General features: G+C 65.7%; 19 protein-coding genes. 7 read left to right on the forward strand and 12 right to left on the reverse strand.

Going from position 1 to position 18,394, the window contains the following annotated elements:
* Nucleotides 1-47: 47 nt before the first annotated feature.
* Genes D6860_RS00460 through D6860_RS00470 form a run of 3 tightly spaced genes read right to left on the reverse strand, consistent with a single transcriptional unit; the run spans nucleotide 48 to nucleotide 2,726 of the window.
* Nucleotides 48-1,004: a tripartite tricarboxylate transporter substrate binding protein gene (locus tag D6860_RS00460; RefSeq protein WP_076624620.1), complete on the reverse strand. Its 957-nt coding sequence runs from the start codon at nucleotides 1,002-1,004 to the stop codon at nucleotides 48-50.
* A 31-nt stretch (nucleotides 1,005-1,035) separates the two neighbouring features.
* A complete protein-coding gene (locus D6860_RS00465) occupies nucleotides 1,036-1,722 on the reverse strand; it encodes an RraA family protein (protein ID WP_017468839.1) in 687 nt (228 codons plus the stop codon).
* Nucleotides 1,719-2,726, reverse strand: coding sequence for a hydroxyacid dehydrogenase (locus D6860_RS00470; protein ID WP_076624619.1), 1,008 nt, complete (start codon nucleotides 2,724-2,726; stop codon nucleotides 1,719-1,721). Before D6860_RS00470 ends, D6860_RS00465 begins: the two co-directional genes overlap by 4 nt.
* Before the next feature lie 189 nt (nucleotides 2,727-2,915).
* Here D6860_RS00470 and D6860_RS00475 point away from each other — a divergent pair, with 189 nt between their 5' ends.
* Nucleotides 2,916-3,803, forward strand: a complete 888-nt coding sequence (locus D6860_RS00475) for a LysR family transcriptional regulator (protein WP_017468119.1) — start codon at nucleotides 2,916-2,918, stop codon at nucleotides 3,801-3,803.
* 119 nt (nucleotides 3,804-3,922) lie between these two features.
* Here D6860_RS00475 and D6860_RS00480 read toward each other — a convergent pair whose 3' ends face one another.
* Nucleotides 3,923-5,107: a PQQ-dependent sugar dehydrogenase gene (locus tag D6860_RS00480; protein ID WP_076624618.1), complete on the reverse strand. Its 1,185-nt coding sequence runs from the start codon at nucleotides 5,105-5,107 to the stop codon at nucleotides 3,923-3,925.
* Between the two features lie 321 nt (nucleotides 5,108-5,428).
* On the opposite strand from D6860_RS00480, the gene D6860_RS00485 reads away from it, so the two are divergent.
* Nucleotides 5,429-6,592, forward strand: a complete 1,164-nt coding sequence (locus D6860_RS00485) for a metallophosphoesterase (RefSeq protein ID WP_017468792.1) — start codon at nucleotides 5,429-5,431, stop codon at nucleotides 6,590-6,592.
* Nucleotides 6,593-6,613: 21 nt separating this feature from the next.
* On the opposite strand, the gene D6860_RS00490 is transcribed toward D6860_RS00485, so the two are convergent.
* Nucleotides 6,614-7,603, reverse strand: coding sequence for an NAD-dependent epimerase/dehydratase family protein (locus tag D6860_RS00490; protein WP_076624617.1), 990 nt, complete (start codon nucleotides 7,601-7,603; stop codon nucleotides 6,614-6,616).
* Between the two features lie 249 nt (nucleotides 7,604-7,852).
* Here D6860_RS00490 and D6860_RS25115 point away from each other — a divergent pair, with 249 nt between their 5' ends.
* From D6860_RS25115 to D6860_RS00505, 4 genes are all read left to right on the forward strand, one after another.
* Entirely contained in the window at nucleotides 7,853-8,191 is a 339-nt protein-coding gene (locus D6860_RS25115; protein WP_017467172.1) for a hypothetical protein, read from the forward strand.
* Nucleotides 8,191-8,772, forward strand: coding sequence for a DedA family protein (locus tag D6860_RS00495; protein ID WP_017467171.1), 582 nt, complete (start codon nucleotides 8,191-8,193; stop codon nucleotides 8,770-8,772). The genes D6860_RS25115 and D6860_RS00495 overlap by 1 nt, the downstream gene beginning before the upstream one ends.
* 72 nt (nucleotides 8,773-8,844) lie before the next feature.
* Nucleotides 8,845-9,282, forward strand: a complete 438-nt coding sequence (gene aroQ, locus D6860_RS00500) for a type II 3-dehydroquinate dehydratase (protein ID WP_017467170.1) — start codon at nucleotides 8,845-8,847, stop codon at nucleotides 9,280-9,282.
* Nucleotides 9,283-9,285: 3 nt separating this feature from the next.
* On the forward strand, nucleotides 9,286-10,053 hold the full coding sequence (locus D6860_RS00505; protein WP_017467169.1) for a helix-turn-helix transcriptional regulator: 768 nt from the start codon (nucleotides 9,286-9,288) through the stop codon (nucleotides 10,051-10,053).
* A 485-nt stretch (nucleotides 10,054-10,538) separates the two neighbouring features.
* Here D6860_RS00505 and tsf read toward each other — a convergent pair whose 3' ends face one another.
* Together tsf and rpsB are read right to left on the reverse strand one after the other, a co-directional pair.
* Nucleotides 10,539-11,414 carry a translation elongation factor Ts gene (tsf, locus tag D6860_RS00510; RefSeq protein WP_076624616.1) on the reverse strand — a complete coding sequence of 292 codons (876 nt, stop codon included), beginning with the start codon at nucleotides 11,412-11,414 and terminating at the stop codon, nucleotides 10,539-10,541.
* A 96-nt stretch (nucleotides 11,415-11,510) separates the two neighbouring features.
* A complete protein-coding gene (gene rpsB, locus D6860_RS00515; RefSeq protein ID WP_076624615.1) occupies nucleotides 11,511-12,278 on the reverse strand; it encodes a 30S ribosomal protein S2 in 768 nt (255 codons plus the stop codon).
* A gap of 250 nt (nucleotides 12,279-12,528) precedes the next feature.
* Between rpsB and D6860_RS00520 the strand changes: the two genes are divergently transcribed.
* The gene (locus tag D6860_RS00520; protein ID WP_076624614.1) at nucleotides 12,529-13,173 is read left to right on the forward strand and encodes a helix-hairpin-helix domain-containing protein; all 645 of its coding nucleotides are present in this window, start codon (nucleotides 12,529-12,531) and stop codon (nucleotides 13,171-13,173) included.
* Between the two features lie 82 nt (nucleotides 13,174-13,255).
* Here the strand turns inward: D6860_RS00520 and phoB are convergent, their stop codons facing one another.
* Genes phoB through pstC form a run of 5 tightly spaced genes read right to left on the reverse strand, consistent with a single transcriptional unit; the run spans nucleotide 13,256 to nucleotide 18,325 of the window.
* Complete coding sequence (gene phoB / locus D6860_RS00525) at nucleotides 13,256-13,945, reverse strand: phosphate regulon transcriptional regulator PhoB (protein WP_076624613.1); 690 nt, start codon at nucleotides 13,943-13,945, stop codon at nucleotides 13,256-13,258.
* A gap of 4 nt (nucleotides 13,946-13,949) precedes the next feature.
* Nucleotides 13,950-14,684, reverse strand: a complete 735-nt coding sequence (phoU, locus tag D6860_RS00530; RefSeq protein ID WP_076624612.1) for a phosphate signaling complex protein PhoU — start codon at nucleotides 14,682-14,684, stop codon at nucleotides 13,950-13,952.
* A gap of 5 nt (nucleotides 14,685-14,689) precedes the next feature.
* Entirely contained in the window at nucleotides 14,690-15,487 is a 798-nt protein-coding gene (pstB, locus tag D6860_RS00535; protein ID WP_076624611.1) for a phosphate ABC transporter ATP-binding protein PstB, read from the reverse strand.
* A gap of 37 nt (nucleotides 15,488-15,524) precedes the next feature.
* Nucleotides 15,525-16,856, reverse strand: coding sequence for a phosphate ABC transporter permease PstA (gene pstA / locus D6860_RS00540; RefSeq protein ID WP_017467232.1), 1,332 nt, complete (start codon nucleotides 16,854-16,856; stop codon nucleotides 15,525-15,527).
* Nucleotides 16,853-18,325, reverse strand: a complete 1,473-nt coding sequence (gene pstC, locus D6860_RS00545) for a phosphate ABC transporter permease subunit PstC (RefSeq protein ID WP_076624610.1) — start codon at nucleotides 18,323-18,325, stop codon at nucleotides 16,853-16,855. Before pstC ends, pstA begins: the two co-directional genes overlap by 4 nt.
* Nucleotides 18,326-18,394 lie beyond the last annotated feature (69 nt).

Consider the following 18,394-nt stretch of genomic DNA (forward strand, 5'->3'; position numbering starts at 1 on the left):
AAGCAGGGGAAGGATGGCGCGGGGAGTATGCCCCGCGCCGCGATGCCTCAGTTCCAGGGCGTTTCTTCCCACACCCCCCTTGCAAGGTCGTAGAGATCGCCGGTCAGCGCCTTGAACGCGTCGCCGGTGACGACCTCGACCGGGTTCGCGGTGGCCTTCATGGCCTCCTGGAACTCCGCGTCGCCCTCGAGCTGCTCGAAGGCATCGAGCAGTTTCGCGCGCACGTCCTCGGGAAGACCCGCCGGAGCGACGAAGCCGCGCATCGAACCGTTGATCAGGTCGACGCCCTGTTCCTTGAAGGTCGGCAGGTCGGGGGCGAAGTCCGAACGCTCCTCGGTTGCGACGCCGAGCACGTTGAGCTCTTCCTGGAACTCGGCCACTTCCGAGATGTTCAGGATGCCCATGGCGACATGCCCGCCCATCAGCGCGGTCCGCGCCGGTGCCGAGCCCTTGAAGGGAACGATGGTGAACTCGGCGCCGGTGAGCTGCTGCAGCTTGATCAGCATGAAGTGATCGTCGCCGCCGAGGCTCGACATGCCGACGGTGACCGCACCGGGGTTGGCCTTTGCTTCCTCGATCAGCTTGTCGATGCTGTCGAGCCCGCCGCCCTTGGTCGTGACAATCACGTTGGGATCGTTCACCACGTTCGCGAGATAGGTGAAGCTGTCCTGGTCGTAGTCGGCTTCGCGGTCGATGGTCCGTGCCATCATGCCGGGCAGGTTGAAGGTGCCGAGCGTGTAGCCGTCGGGGTCGGCCGTCGCGACCTCGGTGACACCGATCTGGCCGCTGGCCCCCGGCATGTTCTTGACCACGATGCTGGCACCGTCACCGAGGTATTTCTCGATGAAGGGCGCGGTGGTGCGGGCCATCACGTCGGTGCCGCCGCCGGCCGAGTAGCCGACGATCACCTCGATCGGCTTGTCCGGGTGGTCCTGGGCAAAGGCGGCGCCGGCCGCAAGGGCGACGCTGCCCGCGATCGTGATCGTCCTGATGAAATGCAGCATGTGTTCTCCTCCTGTTTACATGCGTGTGGGGTCAGTCGGCCGGAAAGGCGCAACCACGGTCCCTGAGAGCGCGGTCGACCCAGCTCCGGTCGTTCGTTCCGGCCTCGATGGCCGCCATCTGGCGGATCTCGGCGTCGGATTTGGCCTGCGTCTTCGCGAGGATCTCCTCGGCCTCGTCGATCGGCACGCAGAGCACGCCGTCGCTGTCGCCGATCATGATGTCGCCGGGATGGATCACCATGCCGTCGATGGCGACGGGCACGTTGATCTCGCCGGGGCCGTCCTTGTAGGGGCCGCGGTGGGTGATGCCTGCGGCAAAGGTCGGCAGGTTGGTCTCGACGAAGTTGTCCGCGTCGCGGATCGCACCGTTCAGCACGAAGCCCACGACACCTTTCTTGATCGCGTATGCCAGCATGAGCTCGCCCATCAGCGCGTTGGCGAGATCGCCACCGGCATCGACGACGATGACATCGCCGGGCACCGCCATGTCGATGGCCTTGTGCAGCATCAGGTTGTCGCCGGGGCGCGCCTTCACGGTCAGCGCCACGCCCGCCATGCCGCCGGACGCATGCATGGGGCGCAGGCCCGGTCCCGCGGCGGTCATCCGGGACATGCTGTCCGAGACGTTGGCCACCGGCAGCTTGGCGAAGGCCTCGACCAGCTCTTTCGAGGCCACACGCTCGCGGTTCAGGATGCGGAAACCGATGGTCATCTTCATTTCTCCACGTTTTCTAGGGCAGGGGCATCGGCAAGCAGCTTGCGGTTGGCGATCCGCGCCTGCGGCACCTCCTGCCCCTCGATGATCTGGATGATGCCGCGGACCGCCTCGACCCCCACCCGGGCGCCGGCCTCGCGCGTCACCCCGCCGATATGCGGCGTCAGCACGATGGCGGGTTCGTCGAAGAAGACGTGGTCGGCGGCCGGCGGCTCGGAGGCAAAGGTATCGAGACCCGCGCCGGCGAGCTGGCCGGAACGGACCGCATCGACGAGGGCGGCCTCGTCGATGAGGCCTCCGCGGGCGGTGTTCACGACGTAGGCCCCCTTCGGCATCTTCGCGATGGCCTCGGCATTCAGCATCTCGCGGGTGTCGGGGGTCAGCGGACAATGGAGGCTCAGCACCTCGGACTGCGCGAGAAGCTCGTCCACCGAGGCGCAGCGCGTGGCGCCGAGCTCTTCGAAGGCACTGTCGGGGGCGAAGGGATCGTAGCCGACCAGCTTCAGGCCGAGCCCCTGCGCCATCCGTCCGGTGGCGCGCGCGATGGCGCCCATGCCCATCAACCCCATGGTCGCCCCGGCAAGCTCGCGCCCGGCGAACCCGGGCTTTTCCCAGCGCCCTGCTCGAAGGCCCTCGTCGAGCGGCAGCACACGCTTCACCGCAGCGAGCAGCAGCGCGATCGCATGCTCGGCAACCGAAACCGCGTTGGCGCCGGTCGCCACCAGCACCGGGATCCCGCGGCTGGCGGCGGCGGCGAGGTCGATGTTGTCGACGCCGACACCATGCTTCGAGATCACCCGGAGCTGCGGCGCTGCATCCATCACCTCGGCGTCGATCCGCCCCATCCGCGAAACGATCCCGACCGCGCCGCTCTTCACGAGATGTTCGGAAATCACCTGGCTTTCGGCATAGGCGGGCGTATGGACGAGGTCGAACCCGTGCTCCGTCGCCAGCGCCACTGCCGCGGGGTCGAGGTCGGGGCCCGTTACGAGGATGGTCTTGCTCATCGCGCATGTCTCCTGGGCGGTCCCGAAGGTCGCCGGGAACGCGGGGTTGAATCTGAATGTTTCGTGAAGCGCGCACCCTGCCTCCCAGCCGGGTACGGCGTTCCTCCTGGCCAATATGGATAGAGGGAAATATTTCTTCACGAAAGCGCGTAATTCTGGTTATTACATTAAGCAAAACTGGATCTGATGATGGACACCCGCCAGCTCAAGACCCTTGTTGCCATCGACACGCATGGCACCTTCGCCCACGCGGCCGACGTGGTTCGGCTGACCCCATCGGCGGTCAGCCAGCAGATTCAGGCGTTGGAACAGGAACTTGGCATTACCATCTTCGACCGCACCGCGCGGCCGCCGAAGCTGACCCCGCAGGGGTCGCAGGTGCTCGAAATGGCCAAGGACATCCTGCGCCGGGAGGAGGACACCAAGGCCGCGCTGCGGGGCGACCAGATCGCCGGAACGCTGATGCTCGGGTCGGTGCGCTCAAGCGCGCTCAACCTCCTGCCGCAGGCAATCGTCCGGATGCGCACCCAGTATCCGGCCCTCAAGACGAGCCTGCGGGTGTCGCTTTCGTCGACGCTGATCGCCGACGTGGCCGCCGGACGGCTCGACGCGGCGGTCGTTGCCGAACACGTGGGGTTTCCGCAAGCCCTGCGCTGGAGCCCGTTCCTGCGCGAGCCGCTCTGGTTGATCGCGCCCCGTGGAACGCCCGAGCGCGAGCCGACCGAGCTGATGCGGACCCTCCCGTACGTGAGGTTTCGCAGCGCGGTGCCGCTCGCGAACATGATCGACACCGAGATTTCACGGCTCGGCGTGGTGACACAGGATATCGCCGAGATCGACACCATCGGGTCGATCGTGACCTGCGTCCGGCAGGGGCTCGGCATCTCGGTGGTTCCGCATGTCGCGCTGCAGGAGCCCGAAGACCTGAACCTGCTTCGGCTTCCCTTCGGCAGCCCCCAGATCAAGCGCCAGATCGGGTTGGTGGAGCGCACCGTGTCACCGCGCGAAGAAATCATCGCCCGTCTGCATGCGGTCCTCGCGGATCTCTGTCGCGAGCACGGTCTCCCACGCGATTGACAAGGCGAGGGCAGGGCGCCTGGCTCGGAACGCCCGTCCACCTTCGTTGCCGCCTTGTCAGTAACATTGCATGGCAGAGACAATACGCCGGCAGCGCAAGGTCACCGCCGGCGCGCGCGTCACTCCTGAGGTGTCAGCCGCAGCAGCGCGCCGTTGGCGGAGTCGGTCAGGATCATGACCGCGCCGTCATCTGCCACGGCGACGTCCCGCACGCGTCCCTGGCCCTGAAGATAGCGGGCCTCGCCGGTTACGCGGTCGTCCTCGAGCTCGAGCCGCACAAGGGCCTGTCCGGCCAGCCCGCCGACCAGAATGCTGCCCTGCCAGTCCGGGAACAGATCCCCCTCGTAGAAGGCCATGCCGCTCGGGGCGATCACCGGGTCCCAGTAGTAGACGGGCTGCTCCATCCCCTCGGTCGAAGTGGTGCCGTCACCGATCGGACGACCGCTGTAATCCTCACCGTAGGTGATAACCGGCCAGCCGTAGTTGCGGCCCGGAAGGACATGGTTCAGCTCGTCGCCGCCGCGCGCGCCATGCTCGATGGCCCAGAGGTCGCCGTCGGGCCCCAGCGCCGCCGCCTGGACATTGCGGTGCCCGTAGGACCAGATTTCGGGCAGGCCGCCCTCGATCTCGGGGTTGCCCTCGGCCGCACCGCCCATGGGCGCGATGCGCACCACCTTGCCGATATGCGTCGAGACGTCCTGCGCAAGCTGGCGTGGTTCGGGAAGCGAACGCTCGCCGAGCGTGACGAAAAGCGCGCCGTCGGGCCCCCAGACGAGCCGCGACCCGAAATGCGCCGTCGAGGCCCAGGCAGGCTCCTGGCGAAAGATCACCTCGGTCTGCTCCATCGTGCTGCCATCCTCCGAGAGGATGCCCGTCGCCACCGACGTGCCGTTGGTTCCGTCACCGCGGGGTTCCGCGTAGCTCCACCAGACGCGGCGGGTGTCTGCGAAATCGCTCGCCACGAGCACGTCGAGTAGCCCGCCCTGACGGCGCGCATCGACCTCGGGCAGACCGGACACCGGGTCGGACAGCGTCCCGTCGGGCGACACGATCCGCAGCCGGCCGGGCCGCTCCGTAACGAGCCAGCCACCGCTCGGAAGTTGGTCCATGCCCCAGGGGTTTTCGAGGCCCTGCACCACCACTTCGCGCGACAGCGACAGGGTGTCCTCGATGACCGGCGCGCGGGTCTGTTCGGCGAAGGCCGGTCGCTGGTCCGGGGCGTTGGGCGGGGCGTCGTTGAAGGACTGGGCACTGGCGCAGGAGGCAAGGGCAATGGTGGCGGCGGCAAGGCTTGGGATCTGCATGGTCAATCGTCCTGAAAATGGTCTCGGAACCATCGAGGGGCGCTCGATGCGTGGTGGTCACTCACTGTCTGAGAGTAGCGCCGCTGCGCGGACTTCGAGCCCCTCGCGCGCCCGGCGATCATCACGATCCGGTCAGCCGGGCGTGTGGCCGGGCTGCAAAAGGGCAGGAGACAGGGATCGCGCTGGCCGCCGCACCGGACCGCTCTACTTATGCGGCTCGCTCATGAGCGTGATCGAAATACCGCCAGCGACACTCGAACCGCCCTCACTTAGTTTCGCAGGATCGTCCGGCCAGAAAACCCGCAACAGGAGAAACGAAACATGTTTGCCGCCGTCATGGGCATCATCGGGGCCTATGTCGCCCTGCGGGTCGTGCCGCCGCTGGGCATTCCGCTCTGGGGAAAGATCCTGCTCGCCATCGTCATCCTGCTGCTGGCTGAAAACCACCTCCTGACGCGCCTGGCCTATGGGAACATGTTCTCGCTCGAGCTTCCCCGCATGATGGTCATCGCGGTGAACCTTGGCTTCGGAACGATCCTGCTGACCGCCGCACTGCATCTCGTGCTGGACATCGTGTCGCTCGGCCGGTCGCTTCTGCTCTGGGACTGGCGCCCGCTGGCACCGGGATGGAGCGCAGGCGCGGTGCTTTTCGCGCTGGCGCTCTCTGCGTTCGGTGTCTTCAACGCGGTCCGGCAGCCGTCGCAGAAGGACCTCGCGATCGAGATCGCCGACCTGCCGGCCGCGTTCGACGGCTACGAGGTCGTGCACCTTACCGACCTCCACCTCAGTCGTCTCTTCCATCGGCCTTTCGCCGAGAGGCTGGTCGCGCGCGTCAACGCGCTCGAACCCGACATCATATTGATCAGCGGCGATCTCATCGACGGATACCTCGATGTCCGCCGACAGGATGTCGCGCCGCTCTCCGGCCTGTCAGCAACGGATGGAGTCTTCGTCAGCCCCGGCAACCACGAATACTACTTCGAATTCGACAGCTGGTGGCAGACCTACCGGCAACTCGGCATGCGCCTGCTTGCGAACGCGCACGAGACCATCGAGCGCGAGGGCGCGGCGCTGGTGGTGGCCGGCGTCACCGACCTGAGGGCCGGGCGCTTCGGACTGCCGATCCCCGACGTCGACCGCGCGCTTCATGGTGCCCCGGAGGACGCGCCGGTACTGTTGCTCAATCACCAGCCGAGACAGGCGCACCAGATGGCGGAGCGTGGCGTCGATCTTCACCTCGCAGGCCACACCCATGGCGGCATGGTGGTGGGCCTCGCGTCGCTGATCGCGCGGTTCAACGCCGGTTTCGTCTCGGGGCACTACACGGTCGGCGACATGCAACTCTACGTCAGCAACGGCACGGCGCTCTGGCCGGGGTTCGCGCTGCGGCTCGGCGTGCCGTCGGAGCTCACCCGGATCACGCTGCGCCCGCGCGCAGGAGAGCGTGACCGCGAGAGCGCCGGCGCGGCCCGGGCGGGAAGCTGAACCGCGCAGGGCAGGGTGCCATCACCCGAACGGCCGGCTCTTCAGCCAGTCGCAGGTCTCGGCGATCACCGACGGGATGTCTCGCATCGCGACGCCCAGGCTGTCCCGCCGCGTGAAATCGAAGCGGGTCGGCTCTTCGGGCGGTCCGTCGAGCGGCGCGGGCATGATAGACGCGGGCACATGCTTTCCGAGTTCGGCGTATAGATCCCGCCACGGCACGCTGTCGTAGACCGCGAAGAACCGGCCGCGCGCGCCTTGTTCGTAAGCCGCGAGAAAGAGCTTCGCGACATCGCCGATGTGGCTCACCGACATCGACCCGGCGGGCACCTTGTCATGGCGTGTCCTGCCATCGCGCACTGCGCTGGTGACGAAGCCGGCGCTGTCGCCCTCGAGATGTTGCGGCAGGATCACCGGACCGAGCATCATCGTCGGCAGGAAGATCGCCAGCCGCATGTTGTGGTGCACGCAGAAGTCACGGGCAGCGGTTTCCATGACGATCTTCTCGGCCGAGGTGAACTTGCCTTCGCTCATCTGGAATTCGGCGTCCGAGACGGCATTGGTCTCGGTCTTGATCGCCACACCCTCGGGCGGGTTCGTGGAGGAGGTCGACGAACACAGCATCACGTGCGCGATCCCGGCCCGACGCGCAGCTTCGAGAACGTTAAGGCAGCCGTTGCGCACCGGCGCCACGATCTCGGCATAGCCGCGCACCCGGTCGAGTTCCTTGGCCGGCGTTCCGTCCTCGGCTTTGTAGATCGGCGGGAAGCAGGCGATGAACACCGCGTCCGCACCGGACAGGGCGGCGTCAAAGCCTGAGCCGTCATCTGCATTGGCGGAATGAAGCGTGAGCCGGTCCGCGGCGCCTGGAAGCGCCATGAGCCACTTCGTCTTGGACTCGTCGGACGCGTCGCGCAGGGTGCCGCGCACCGTGTAGCCACGTTCGAGCGCTTCCTTGACGATGTTCGAACCCACGAGGCCCGAAGCCCCGGCGACGGCAATCGTGCTGGTCATCTGTTATCCTTTTCTTCGGAGTATTCCTGGAAGGTCGACAGGCGACATAGCACGTTGCCGCTCTTGGCAAGGACTGCGGCAGGTGGGCGTTCGACCGAGCGAGGCGCTCGCGGGCCCACGTCCGAGCTTCCGGGGCCCCCGTAAGCCTCAAACCAGGTATCGTATAATCAGTATTATGTAAATCAAGCAATCACTCCGGGATGGGCCCGAGATTTTGACCTTTGGCTGAATTCGCGCCAACCTTCCACGATGAAGCATCGCCTCCCTCGCAAGGTCCTTGTCGTCATACTGCTGATCGCGCTCATGGGCGCTGGCTTCTTCACGCTCAACTCCGTCCGGCGCGCAGTCTACTGGGCGGATCCTGCCCATCGCGACCAGGCACCCGAGGCATGGATGACGCTCGGCTACATCGAGCGTTCGCACCGCCTGCCGCCGCGCAGTCTCGGGCCGATGCTCGGCATCGAGCACGCCGGCCACCAGAGCCTGAAGCAGATCGCCGCGGCCCGTGGCCAGGATCTCGACAGCCTGCTGGCCGAGATCACCGCACAGCTGGCGGCGCTCGATCCGCCGCCGTCGGATCCTCGCTGATGAGCGAGACGCTGCTTGCCGCTCTTCCGTCGCTCGGTCTGCCGGTGATGTCGCTGGTCATCGCACTGGGTGCGCTTGGCGTGCCGATGATGCCGGCCTCGCTGATGCTGCTGGTTTCGGGCACGCTCGTGGCCGCCGGCGATCTGCCGCTGATTGGCGCTGCGCTTACCGCGCTGCTGACCGCGACCTTCGCCGACAACCTCGGATACGCTCTGGGACGGTTCTCTCGCGGTCGCTTCATCAGCCAGCACAACGCCGGCCTGAACCATGCCAAGGCGCTGCTTTACAAGCGCGGCGGCATGGCGGTCTTTCTGACCCGATGGCTGCTGGCACCGCTCGGTCCGCCGATGAACCTCGTAGCCGGTGCCGCCGGAATGCGCTGGCGTCGCTTCTTCGCCTGGGATCTTGCCGGCGAAATCGTCTGGGTCACCGGATACATGACCCTTGGCGCCGGATTCGCGCCATTCGTGCCGCAGATTTCGGACATGGCCGGTAACCTCACGGCACTGCTTGCCTGTCTGACGATCGCATGGTTCGCGTGGATGTTGCTGCGGAGAAACCAGCGCGACCGGAAACGCTGAGCGCAAAGGCTCGGTTCTGGACAAGCCAGAGTGCCGCAGGGTAAGTATTGCGCCGATTATTGGAGACGACAGATGCACGGTATTCTCATCCTGAACGGGCCGAATCTGAACCTGCTCGGGACGCGCCAGCCAGAGGTTTACGGGCGCACGACATTGTCCGATATCGAGGCCATGTGCCGTGCCCACGGCGAGCGGATCGGCGTCGACGTTTCCTTCATGCAGAGCAACCACGAAGGCGCGCTCATCGACGCCATCCACGAGGCGCGCGGAGAACGCGACGGGCTGATCCTCAACGCGGGCGCCTACACCCACACCTCGGTGGCCCTGATGGACGCCATCAGCTCGGCCGAGATACCCGCAATCGAATTGCACCTGTCGAACGTTCATGCGCGCGAGTCCTTCCGGCACACGAGCTACATCGCCAAGGTCGCCGTCGGCGTGATCTGCGGCTTCGGTGCGCGTGGCTACACCCTGGCGATGGACGCCATGAAGAGCCATCTGGAGAGCTGATCCATGAGCCTCGAACCGGACATCCGCGCACATCTCACGGCAATGACGAACGCTGACAGCGTCGAAGAGCTCTGGGCGATGCATCTCGAGCGGATGGCGGGCTACGGGTTCGACCGGCTCATGTATGGCTTCACCCGCTACCGCACGACGACCTCGCTCGGCGATCCCAACGATTTCGTGCTGCTGACCAACCATCAGGCCGATTACACCGACCGCTTCGTCGGCGACGGGCTCTATCATCATGCCCCGATGGTCCGCTGGGCGCTCGAACACGAGGGCGCCTGTTCGTGGCGGGCAATCGGCGACATGCTGGCCCAGGGCAACGTCAGCGACGCCGAGCGCCGGGTGATCGAGTTCAACCTTGGCATGAACGTGGTGGCCGGCTATTCGATCAGCTTCAAGTCGGTCTCGAGCCGCGCCAAGGGCGCCATCGCGCTCACGGCGAAGCCCGGCATTCATCAGCACCAGGTCGATGCCATGTGGCAGACGCACGGCGATGACATCATCCTGATGAACAACGTCCTGCACCTGAAGATCCTCACCCTGCCCTACATCCCGCCGAACCAGTCGCTGACCAAGCGTCAGCGCGAGGCACTGGAGTGGGTCGGCGACGGCAAGACCATGCAGGACATCGCGGCGATCATGGGGCTGACACAAGCCACGGTCGAAAAGCACCTGCGGCTTGCACGCGAGGCACTCAACGTCGAGACCACCGCCCAGGCCGTGGCCAAGGCGGCGTTCCAGAACCAGATGTTCATCATCGACATCTAAAGACGCCTCTCGCACCAAAGTGAACTGGTGGGTCGAGTCGTTTTTTAGGCTACCTTCCAGTTGCTTGAACCCCGTCTCGGCAGCGCTCATTTCGAATTCCTTTCGAACCGATTTCAAGGATCGAAATAGAGGCACCCTGCCCCCGGGAATTTTTCGTGAAAAAACTGTCAGCGCGGAATACCCGACTTTATCGGCGCTTCGGAAATTGCCATTCTGACAATGTTCCGTGAGTGGTGGCATTGGCCATGGGACAATGAGGGGCTCATCCTTCGCGATTTCGAAGGCCCTGGGTTCTTCCCGGTAGACTCCGGAGCCGGGTCGGTGGCGCTATAGTCGCGCAGCCGGCCTGGCACCCTAACCCGCCCCAGTCTCATCCCCAATCCAGGCTGGGTCCGGGAAAGGAAACGGAGCCGTCCCTTTCGGGGCGGCTCCGTCACTTCTGGATAAAGGGGGTACTGTGCGCGCCCCCGAAGATGATCCGCAGATCAGCCCTGAGCGGCCTTGGCCACCTCGGCTGCGAAATCCTCTTCCTTCTTCTCGATGCCTTCGCCGACCTGCATGCGGACGTAGCCCACGATGGTCGCGCCGGCTTCCTCGGCCGCCTTCTCGACGGTCAGGTCGGGGTTGATGACGAACTGCTGGCCCAGCAGCGTCACCTCGGCGAGGAACTTGCGCATGCGGCCTTCGATCATCTTCTCGATGACCTGCTCCGGCTTGCCGGACTCGCGTGCGATGTCGATCTGAACCTGACGCTCCTTCTCGACCACGGCCGGGTCGAGATCGTCGGTCGACAGCGAGGCGGGGTTCGCGGCGGCGATGTGCATCGCGACCTGCTTGCCGAACTCCTCGGTGCCGCCGTTCAGGGCGACGAGCACACCGATCTGGCCCATGCCGGGCGCAGCCACGTTGTGCACGTAGGTCGCAACGGTCTCACCCTCGACCTTGGCCATCCGGCGCAGGGTCATGTTCTCGCCGATCTTGGCGATCTTGTCGGTGATGACCTCGGAGACCTTCTTGCCGTTCAGCTCCGCGTCGGCCAGTGCCTCGACGGTGTCGACGCCGGTCGCGGCCTTGGCGATGCCACCGACCATTTCCTGGAACTCGGCGTTCTTGGCGACGAAGTCGGTCTCGGCGTTGATCTCGACGGCGACGCCGGTGCCACCGTTCACCTCGACGGCCACGAGGCCCTCGGCGGCGGTGCGGCCCGATTTCTTGGCGGCCTTGGCGAGACCCTTGGTGCGCAGCCAGTCGACGGCGGCATCCATGTCGCCATCGGTCTCGGTCAGCGCCTTCTTGGCATCCATCATGCCTGCGCCGGTCATCTCGCGCAGTTCTTTCACCTGTGCAGCAGTGATCGCCATTTTATCGGCTCCCTCTCGAATAATCTAAGGCGGCCGGCCCGGTGGGCCTTGCCGCTCATGTCATGTCTGCGTGACGCTTTCGCGACAGTGGCCGGTTCAGCTGTTCTGCGCGCCGGCGAGCAGTTCCTCGGCGGGCGCATCCTCGAGCGCACCGAGGTCGACGCCTGCGGCTTCCATCTGGCCGGTCATGCCGTCGAGAGCGGCACGGCTCACGAGGTCGCAGTAGAGCGCGATGGCGCGGGCCGCGTCATCGTTGCCGGGGATGATGTAGTCGACGCCGTCGGGCGAGCAGTTGGTGTCGACAACGGCCACGACCGGGATACCCAGCTTCTTGGCTTCGGCGATGGCGAGCTGCTCTTTCTTCACGTCGATGATGAAGAGAAGATCCGGCAGGCCGCCCATCTCGCGGATACCGCCCAGCGACGCCTGCAGTTTGGTCTGCTCGCGCTCCATGCCGAGACGCTCTTTCTTGGTCAGGCCCTCGGCGCCGGCTTCCATCTGCTCGTCGATCGACTTCAGGCGGTTGATCGACTGCGAAACGGTCTGCCAGTTGGTGAGCGTGCCGCCCAGCCAGCGGTGGTTCATGTAGAACTGCGCGCATTTCTCTGCGGCTTCCGCGATCGGCTGCGACGCTTGGCGCTTGGTGCCGACGAAGAGCACGCTACCGCCCTTGGCGACGGTCTCGCGGATCACGTTCAGTGCCGCGTCGAGCATCGGCACGGTCTGCGTCAGGTCGAAGATGTGGATGCCGTTACGCGCACCGTAGATGAACTCGCCCATGCGGGGGTTCCAGCGCTGCGTCTGGTGGCCGAAGTGCACGCCTGCTTCAAGCAGCTGGCGCATGGAGAACTCGGGAAGAGCCATGTCCTATATCCTTTCCGGTTTCATATCCTCGGCGGGGGCTTGACCCAAATGGGGCAACCGGTGGACGTATCGCGGATGTCTCCCGCAACAGCCCGACCCCGCCTGCGGGGTTCGTGAGCCGGGCCTATAAGGTCAAATTCGGAGGAACGCAACCCTGCCCGGCGGGTTGGACTGGACAAAACGCGCGGCCTCCCCGCATCCTGCCGCGATACACTGTGATTGTGACACCAAGGAAAAGACGGAGACACCGGTGACAGACCTGACCAAGCTCATGGGCGTCGGCCCAGCGATGGCATTGAAGCTCGACGAGATGGGCGTGAGCACGCTCGAGGACATGGCCAGGGCAGATGCCGCGAAGATTGCTGAACTGCCCCGGGTCACCACCGCGCGCGCGCAGGACTGGATCGACAGCGCCTCCCGGCTGACGGCCCCTGCCCCCGATGCCGATGTTCCGGCCGCCGTCGCCTCCGATGTGCCGCGCACCGCCGACACCGAGGCGATGCCGGCCCCCGGCACGCCCGGCGATGACAAGCTCGACGCCGCGCCCGAGCCCGAGGAAGCGCCGCGTCTCGCCCCGGAGCCCGATCCCGACAGCCCGCTTGCCGTCAATGATCCACTGCCCGAGCCGCCCGAGGAGGACATCGAGCCTGCCGGTTCCGGCAAGCGCAAGGCGCCGACCAAGCCCGCGGAAAAGGGTAAGAAGAAGAACAAGAACGGGAAAACGGCGGAAAAGAAGAAGTCCGCCGGGAAGAAGGCTGCCGACGAGGCTGTGTCGAAGAAGAAAGCGAAGAAAAAGGCCAAGAAGGCCGCTGAGGCCGACAAGAAAGCCCTGAAGAAAGCGGACAAGAAAAAGGCGGACAAACCCAAGAAGAACAAGAAGAACAAGAAGAAATGACCCCTTCCCGTCCAGGATGGGTCAAACCTGTTGCACCGTCACTCGGCGTGGACGCCGGGGCCAGTGGCCCCGGTGCAGGATATCACCCCAGCGCGTAGCCGGCCCCGCGGACGGTGCGCAGCGGATCGTTCCCGCCATGCACGCCGAGCGCCTTGCGCAGCCGGCCGATGTGCACGTCGACCGTGCGCGTGTCGACGTAGATGTCGCGGCCCCAGACCCGGTCGAGCAACTGCTCGCGCGACCAGACCCGGCCGGGTTTCTCCATGAACGTCGACAGCAGTCGGAACTCGGTCGGCCCGAGTTTCAGCTCGCGGCCCTCGCGTGTGACGCGATGGGTCTCGGCGTCGAGGATGATGTCCTCGTATTCGAGCCGCAGGCCCGCCGCCGCCGGACGGGCGCGGCGCAGCTGGGCCCGCACCCGCGCCATCAGTTCCTTGAGCGAATAGGGCTTCACCACGTAGTCGTCGGCACCGGTCTCTAGTCCGCGAACCCGATCGATCTCTTCGGACCGGGCCGACAGCATGATGACCGGCGTGCCGCGCGTCTCGTTGCGGGTCTTGATCTGGCGGCAGACCTCGATCCCCGAGAGGTTCGGCAGCATCCAGTCGAGTACGATGACGTCGGGCGCCTCTTCCTCGAGCATCAGCAGCGCCTCTTCGCCGTTCCCGGCCGCGGCGACGTTGAAACCCTCGGCTTCCAGGTTGTAGCGCAGCACCTCGCGCTGCGCCGCTTCGTCCTCGACCACCAGGACGGTGGGCTGATCGGCCGGCATCGTCCTACTCCAGCTCGATGTTGGCGCTCAGCGCGGGATCGGACGCCGTGCGGTCCTGCTTGATCCGCGCATCCTCCGGCTTTTCGCCGGTGGCGAGGAACACGACCTGCTCGGCGATGGCGGTGACATGGTCACCCATCCGCTCGATGTTCTTGGCGATGAAATGCAGGTGCATGCAGGACGTGATGTTGCGCGGGTCCTCGAGCATGAAGGTCAGGAACTCGCGGAACAGCGTGTTGTACATCTGGTCGACGTCGGCGTCGCGCTCGATCACGTCGAGCGCCAGCGCCTCGTCGCGCTTGATGTAGGCGTCGAGCGCGTCCTTGAGCATGCTCTCGACATCGCGGGCCATGCGACGCAGCGCGGCGGTCGAGCCGTTGATCTGCGTCATCTGCGCAAGAACCGTCGTCCGCTTCGCCATGTTCTTGCTGAGATCGCCGATCCGCTCGAGGTTCGCCGACATCCGCATGACCGACAGCACCACGCGCAGATCCGACGCCGTGGGCGCGCGCAGCGCGATGACGCGGGCGGCTTCCTCGTTGAGGCTTTCGTCGAGCGCGTCGATGACCTTGTCACCGCTGCGCACCTTCTCGGCAAGCTCTTCGTCCCGGCTTTCAAGTGCCTTGGCCGCGTCGTGGATCGCCGCTTCGACAAGCCCGCCCATCTTCAGGATCTGCGCCTGGATGCCCTCGAGATCGCGATCGAAGGCGGTCGAGATATGTTGTTTCAGATCGCTCATGGCTCTTATCCGATCCGTCCGGTGATGTAGGATTCCGTGCGGGTGTCCACGGGGTTGGTGAAAATCTGGCTGGTCTCGCCGTATTCCACCAGGTTGCCGAGGTGGAAGAAGGCGGTCTTCTGGCTGACCCGGGCGGCCTGCTGCATCGAGTGCGTGACGATCACCACCGAGTACTGCTCGCGCAGCTCGTCGATGAGCTCCTCGACCTGAGCGGTGGCGATGGGGTCGAGCGCCGAGCAGGGCTCGTCCATCAGCAGCACCTCGGGCTCGGTCGCAACCGCGCGGGCGATGCAGAGACGCTGCTGCTGGCCGCCCGAAAGGCCGGTGCCCGGCGCGTGCAGCCGGTCCTTGACCTCGTCCCAGATGGCGCCGCGACGCAGCGCGCGCTCGACGATCTCGTCGAGCTCGGCCTTGTTCTTGGCCAGCCCGTGGATCTTGGGACCATAGGCCACGTTGTCGTAGATCGACTTCGGGAACGGGTTCGGCTTCTGGAACACCATGCCGACCTTGGCGCGCAGCTGCACCGGGTCGACGCGCTTGTCGTAGATGTCCTCGCCGTCGAGCTCGATCTTGCCCTCGACCCGGCAGATGTCGATGGTGTCGTTCATCCGGTTCAGGCAGCGCAGGAAGGTCGACTTGCCGCAGCCCGACGGCCCGATGAAGGCGGTGACGGTCTTGTCGAGAATCTCGACCGAGACGTCCTTGATGGCGTGGTTCTCGCCGTAATAGACCTGAACGTCCCTGGCGGCGATCTTGGTTTCTTGCGCGTCCACAGCGGATTTCCTCAACGGTGCGTCGTACATGGGTTCTTCCCCCTTATCGATCCTGGCGTCCATCCTGTCACCACCTGCGTTCGAACTTGCGGCGCAGGATGATGGCGATGACGTTCATGGCGAGCAGGAAGATCAGCAGGATGATGATGCCTCCCCATGCCTTTTCATAGAAGCTGGCGTCGGCGCGGGCCGCCCAGGTGTAGATCTGCGCCGGCATCGCCGAGTTGGGCTCGGTGAAGCCGCCGACGAAGCCGTCGGGGTAGCCGCGGGCCACGAAGCCGACCATGCCGATCAGCAGCAGCGGCGCAGTCTCGCCGAGCGCCTGCGCAAGGCCGATGATCGTGCCGGTCAGGATGCCGGGCATGGCGAGCGGCAGCACGTGGTGGAACACCGCCTGCATCTTGCTCGCGCCGACGCCGAGCGCCGCGTCGCGGATCGACGGCGGCACCGACTTCAGCGAGGCGCGCGTCGAGATGATGATCGTCGGCAGGGTCATCAGCGTCAGCACCAGGCCGCCCACCACCGGGGCCGACTGCGGCAGGTGCATGAACTGGATGAACACCGCGAGGCCGAGGATACCGAAGACGATCGACGGCACCGCGGCGAGGTTCGAGATGTTCACCTCGATCAGGTCGGTGAACTTGTTCTGTGGCGCGAATTCCTCGAGGTAGATCGAGGCCGCGACGCCGATGGGCAGTGCCAGCACCAGCACCACCAGCATCATGAAGAACGAGCCCACGACCGAGGCGCCGATGCCCGCGCCGCCGGGGTTGTCCACGCCCGAGTCCGCGCCGGTGATGAAGGTCCAGTTGAAGCCCTGCCGGATCACGCCGCTTTCGGCCAGCGCGTCGACGAGGTCGAGGTCGGACTGCTGCAGGAAGCGGCTGTCCTGGAGCGCGTCGCGGGTGACGCGGCCGTTGAAGTAGCCGTCGACGCGCGACGAGGCCGGAAGCTGGAACGACACCGGCTCTCCAAGCTGGCCCTCGTTCGCGGTGTAGAACTCGCGCAGCGTGCCGCCGACCTTGCCGAGCAGGCGTTCGATGGCGGCGGCGTCGAACTCGAGCTCGACGCCGTCGTCGCGCAGCGTGTCGCGCAACTGGGCCACGAAGAGGTCGGAATAGGCCTTGGTCTTGAAGAGCGTCGACTCCGCTTCCTCGTATTCGGCCTGCGACAGGGTGAATTCAACGTCGACCACCGTCTTGGTGAAGGCCGGCGCGCCGGATCGCACGATCGAGACCGCCAGCACCACGAGGAAGAACAGGCCGATCAGGATGGCGGTGATGCCATAGGCCTTGAACCGCTTCTCCGAGGCGTTGCGCTTGCGGGTGCGGGCGTCGATCTCGTGGATCGACGATCCCTTGCGCGGGGCCGCCGCGCCTTCCATGCTCGCGTCGGTCATTCGTACTGCTCCCGGTATTTGCGCACGATGTAGAGAGCCAGGACGTTCAGCCCCAGCGTGATGACGAAAAGGGTCATGCCCAGGGCGAAGGCCACCAGCGCCTCGGGCGAGGAGAAGTCCGCATCGCCGGTCAGCTGGCTGACGATCTTCGCGGTCACGGTGGTCATCGCCTCGAACGGGTTGAGGCTGAGCTTGGCCGCGGCCCCTGCCCCGAGCACCACGATCATGGTCTCGCCGATGGCGCGGCTCGCGGCGAGCAGGATGGCACCCACGATGCCCGGCAGCGCCGCCGGCATGACAACCTGCTTGATGGTCTCGGACCGCGTCGCGCCCAGCCCGTAGGAGCCGTCACGCATGGCCTGCGGCACGGCGTTGATGATGTCGTCGGACAGCGAGCTGACGAAGGGGATCAGCATGATCCCCATCACGAGGCCCGCGGTCATCACGGCGGTGCCGGCCTGCATCCAGCCAAGCCCGTCGTCTCCGAACACCTTCAGCAGCAGCGGGCCGACGGTCAGCAGCGCGAACAGGCCGTAGACGATGGTCGGGATGCCGGCGAGGATCTCGAGCATCGGCTTGGCGATGGCGCGCACGCGCGGGGTCGCGTATTCCGACAGGTAGATCGCCGAGAACAGGCCGATCGGCACCGCGACGGCAAGCGCCACGATCGAGATGTAGAAGGTGCCCCACAGCAGCGGGATCACGCCCAGCTCGGACGAGCCGCCCCGGCCCGAGAAGCTCGGCGACCAGGTGGTGCCGAAGAAGAAGTCGGTCGCCGGGTAGAGACGGAAGAACTCGACCGTGTTGAAGATCAGCGACAGGATGATCCCGACCGTCGTCAGGATGGCGATCGAGGCGGCGGCGATCAACAGTGCCCGGACGCTCCGCTCCACGGTGTTGCGGGCGCGGAAGTCCTTCTGCGATTCCCGCAGCCCCCACAGCAGGCCCGCCACCGCGAGCAGCAGCACCACCGCCGACATGATCATGTTGCCGGTGGCATACATCGTCCGGTAGTCCTGCGCCGCGACCAGCATCGTCGGCGTGAGCTCGGAGGTGACGATCTGGCCGGCATCCTGAAGTTGCTGGGTCACTGCCTCGATGTCGCTGTCCGCACCGATGGTCGTGTCCGCAGGCATCACCCCGCCGGCAATGGCGTTGTCGATACCCTCGGCGGTGCGCCGCACCTCGGACATCATCAGCCCGAGCGAGGAATTCTCGCGCACGGCACTTTCGGGAATGGTGCCGGAGATGACGGTATTGATGACGAGCGGCTGCACGACGAGCCAGACCAGCATGACCAGCATCGCCGGCACGATCACCTTGATCGCGACGTTGTTGCCATAATACGCCGGCAACGAATGCAGGTGCCGGGCGTCCCCACCGGCGCTGCGCATGGCACGGCCGCGACCGAGCACGAAGCCCGCAGCGGCGATCGCCAGCACGATCAGGATGAGCCAGAGTAAAGGCATGTGCCCCCCGTTCGTCTCTTTTCAAAAGGTCCTAAAAGAGCAAGGGGGCGGCAAAATACACCGCCCCCG

The sequence above is a fragment of the Salipiger sp. D13 genome (assembly GCF_003703915.1).
Taxonomy (GTDB): Bacteria; Pseudomonadota; Alphaproteobacteria; order Rhodobacterales; family Rhodobacteraceae; genus Salipiger; species Salipiger profundus.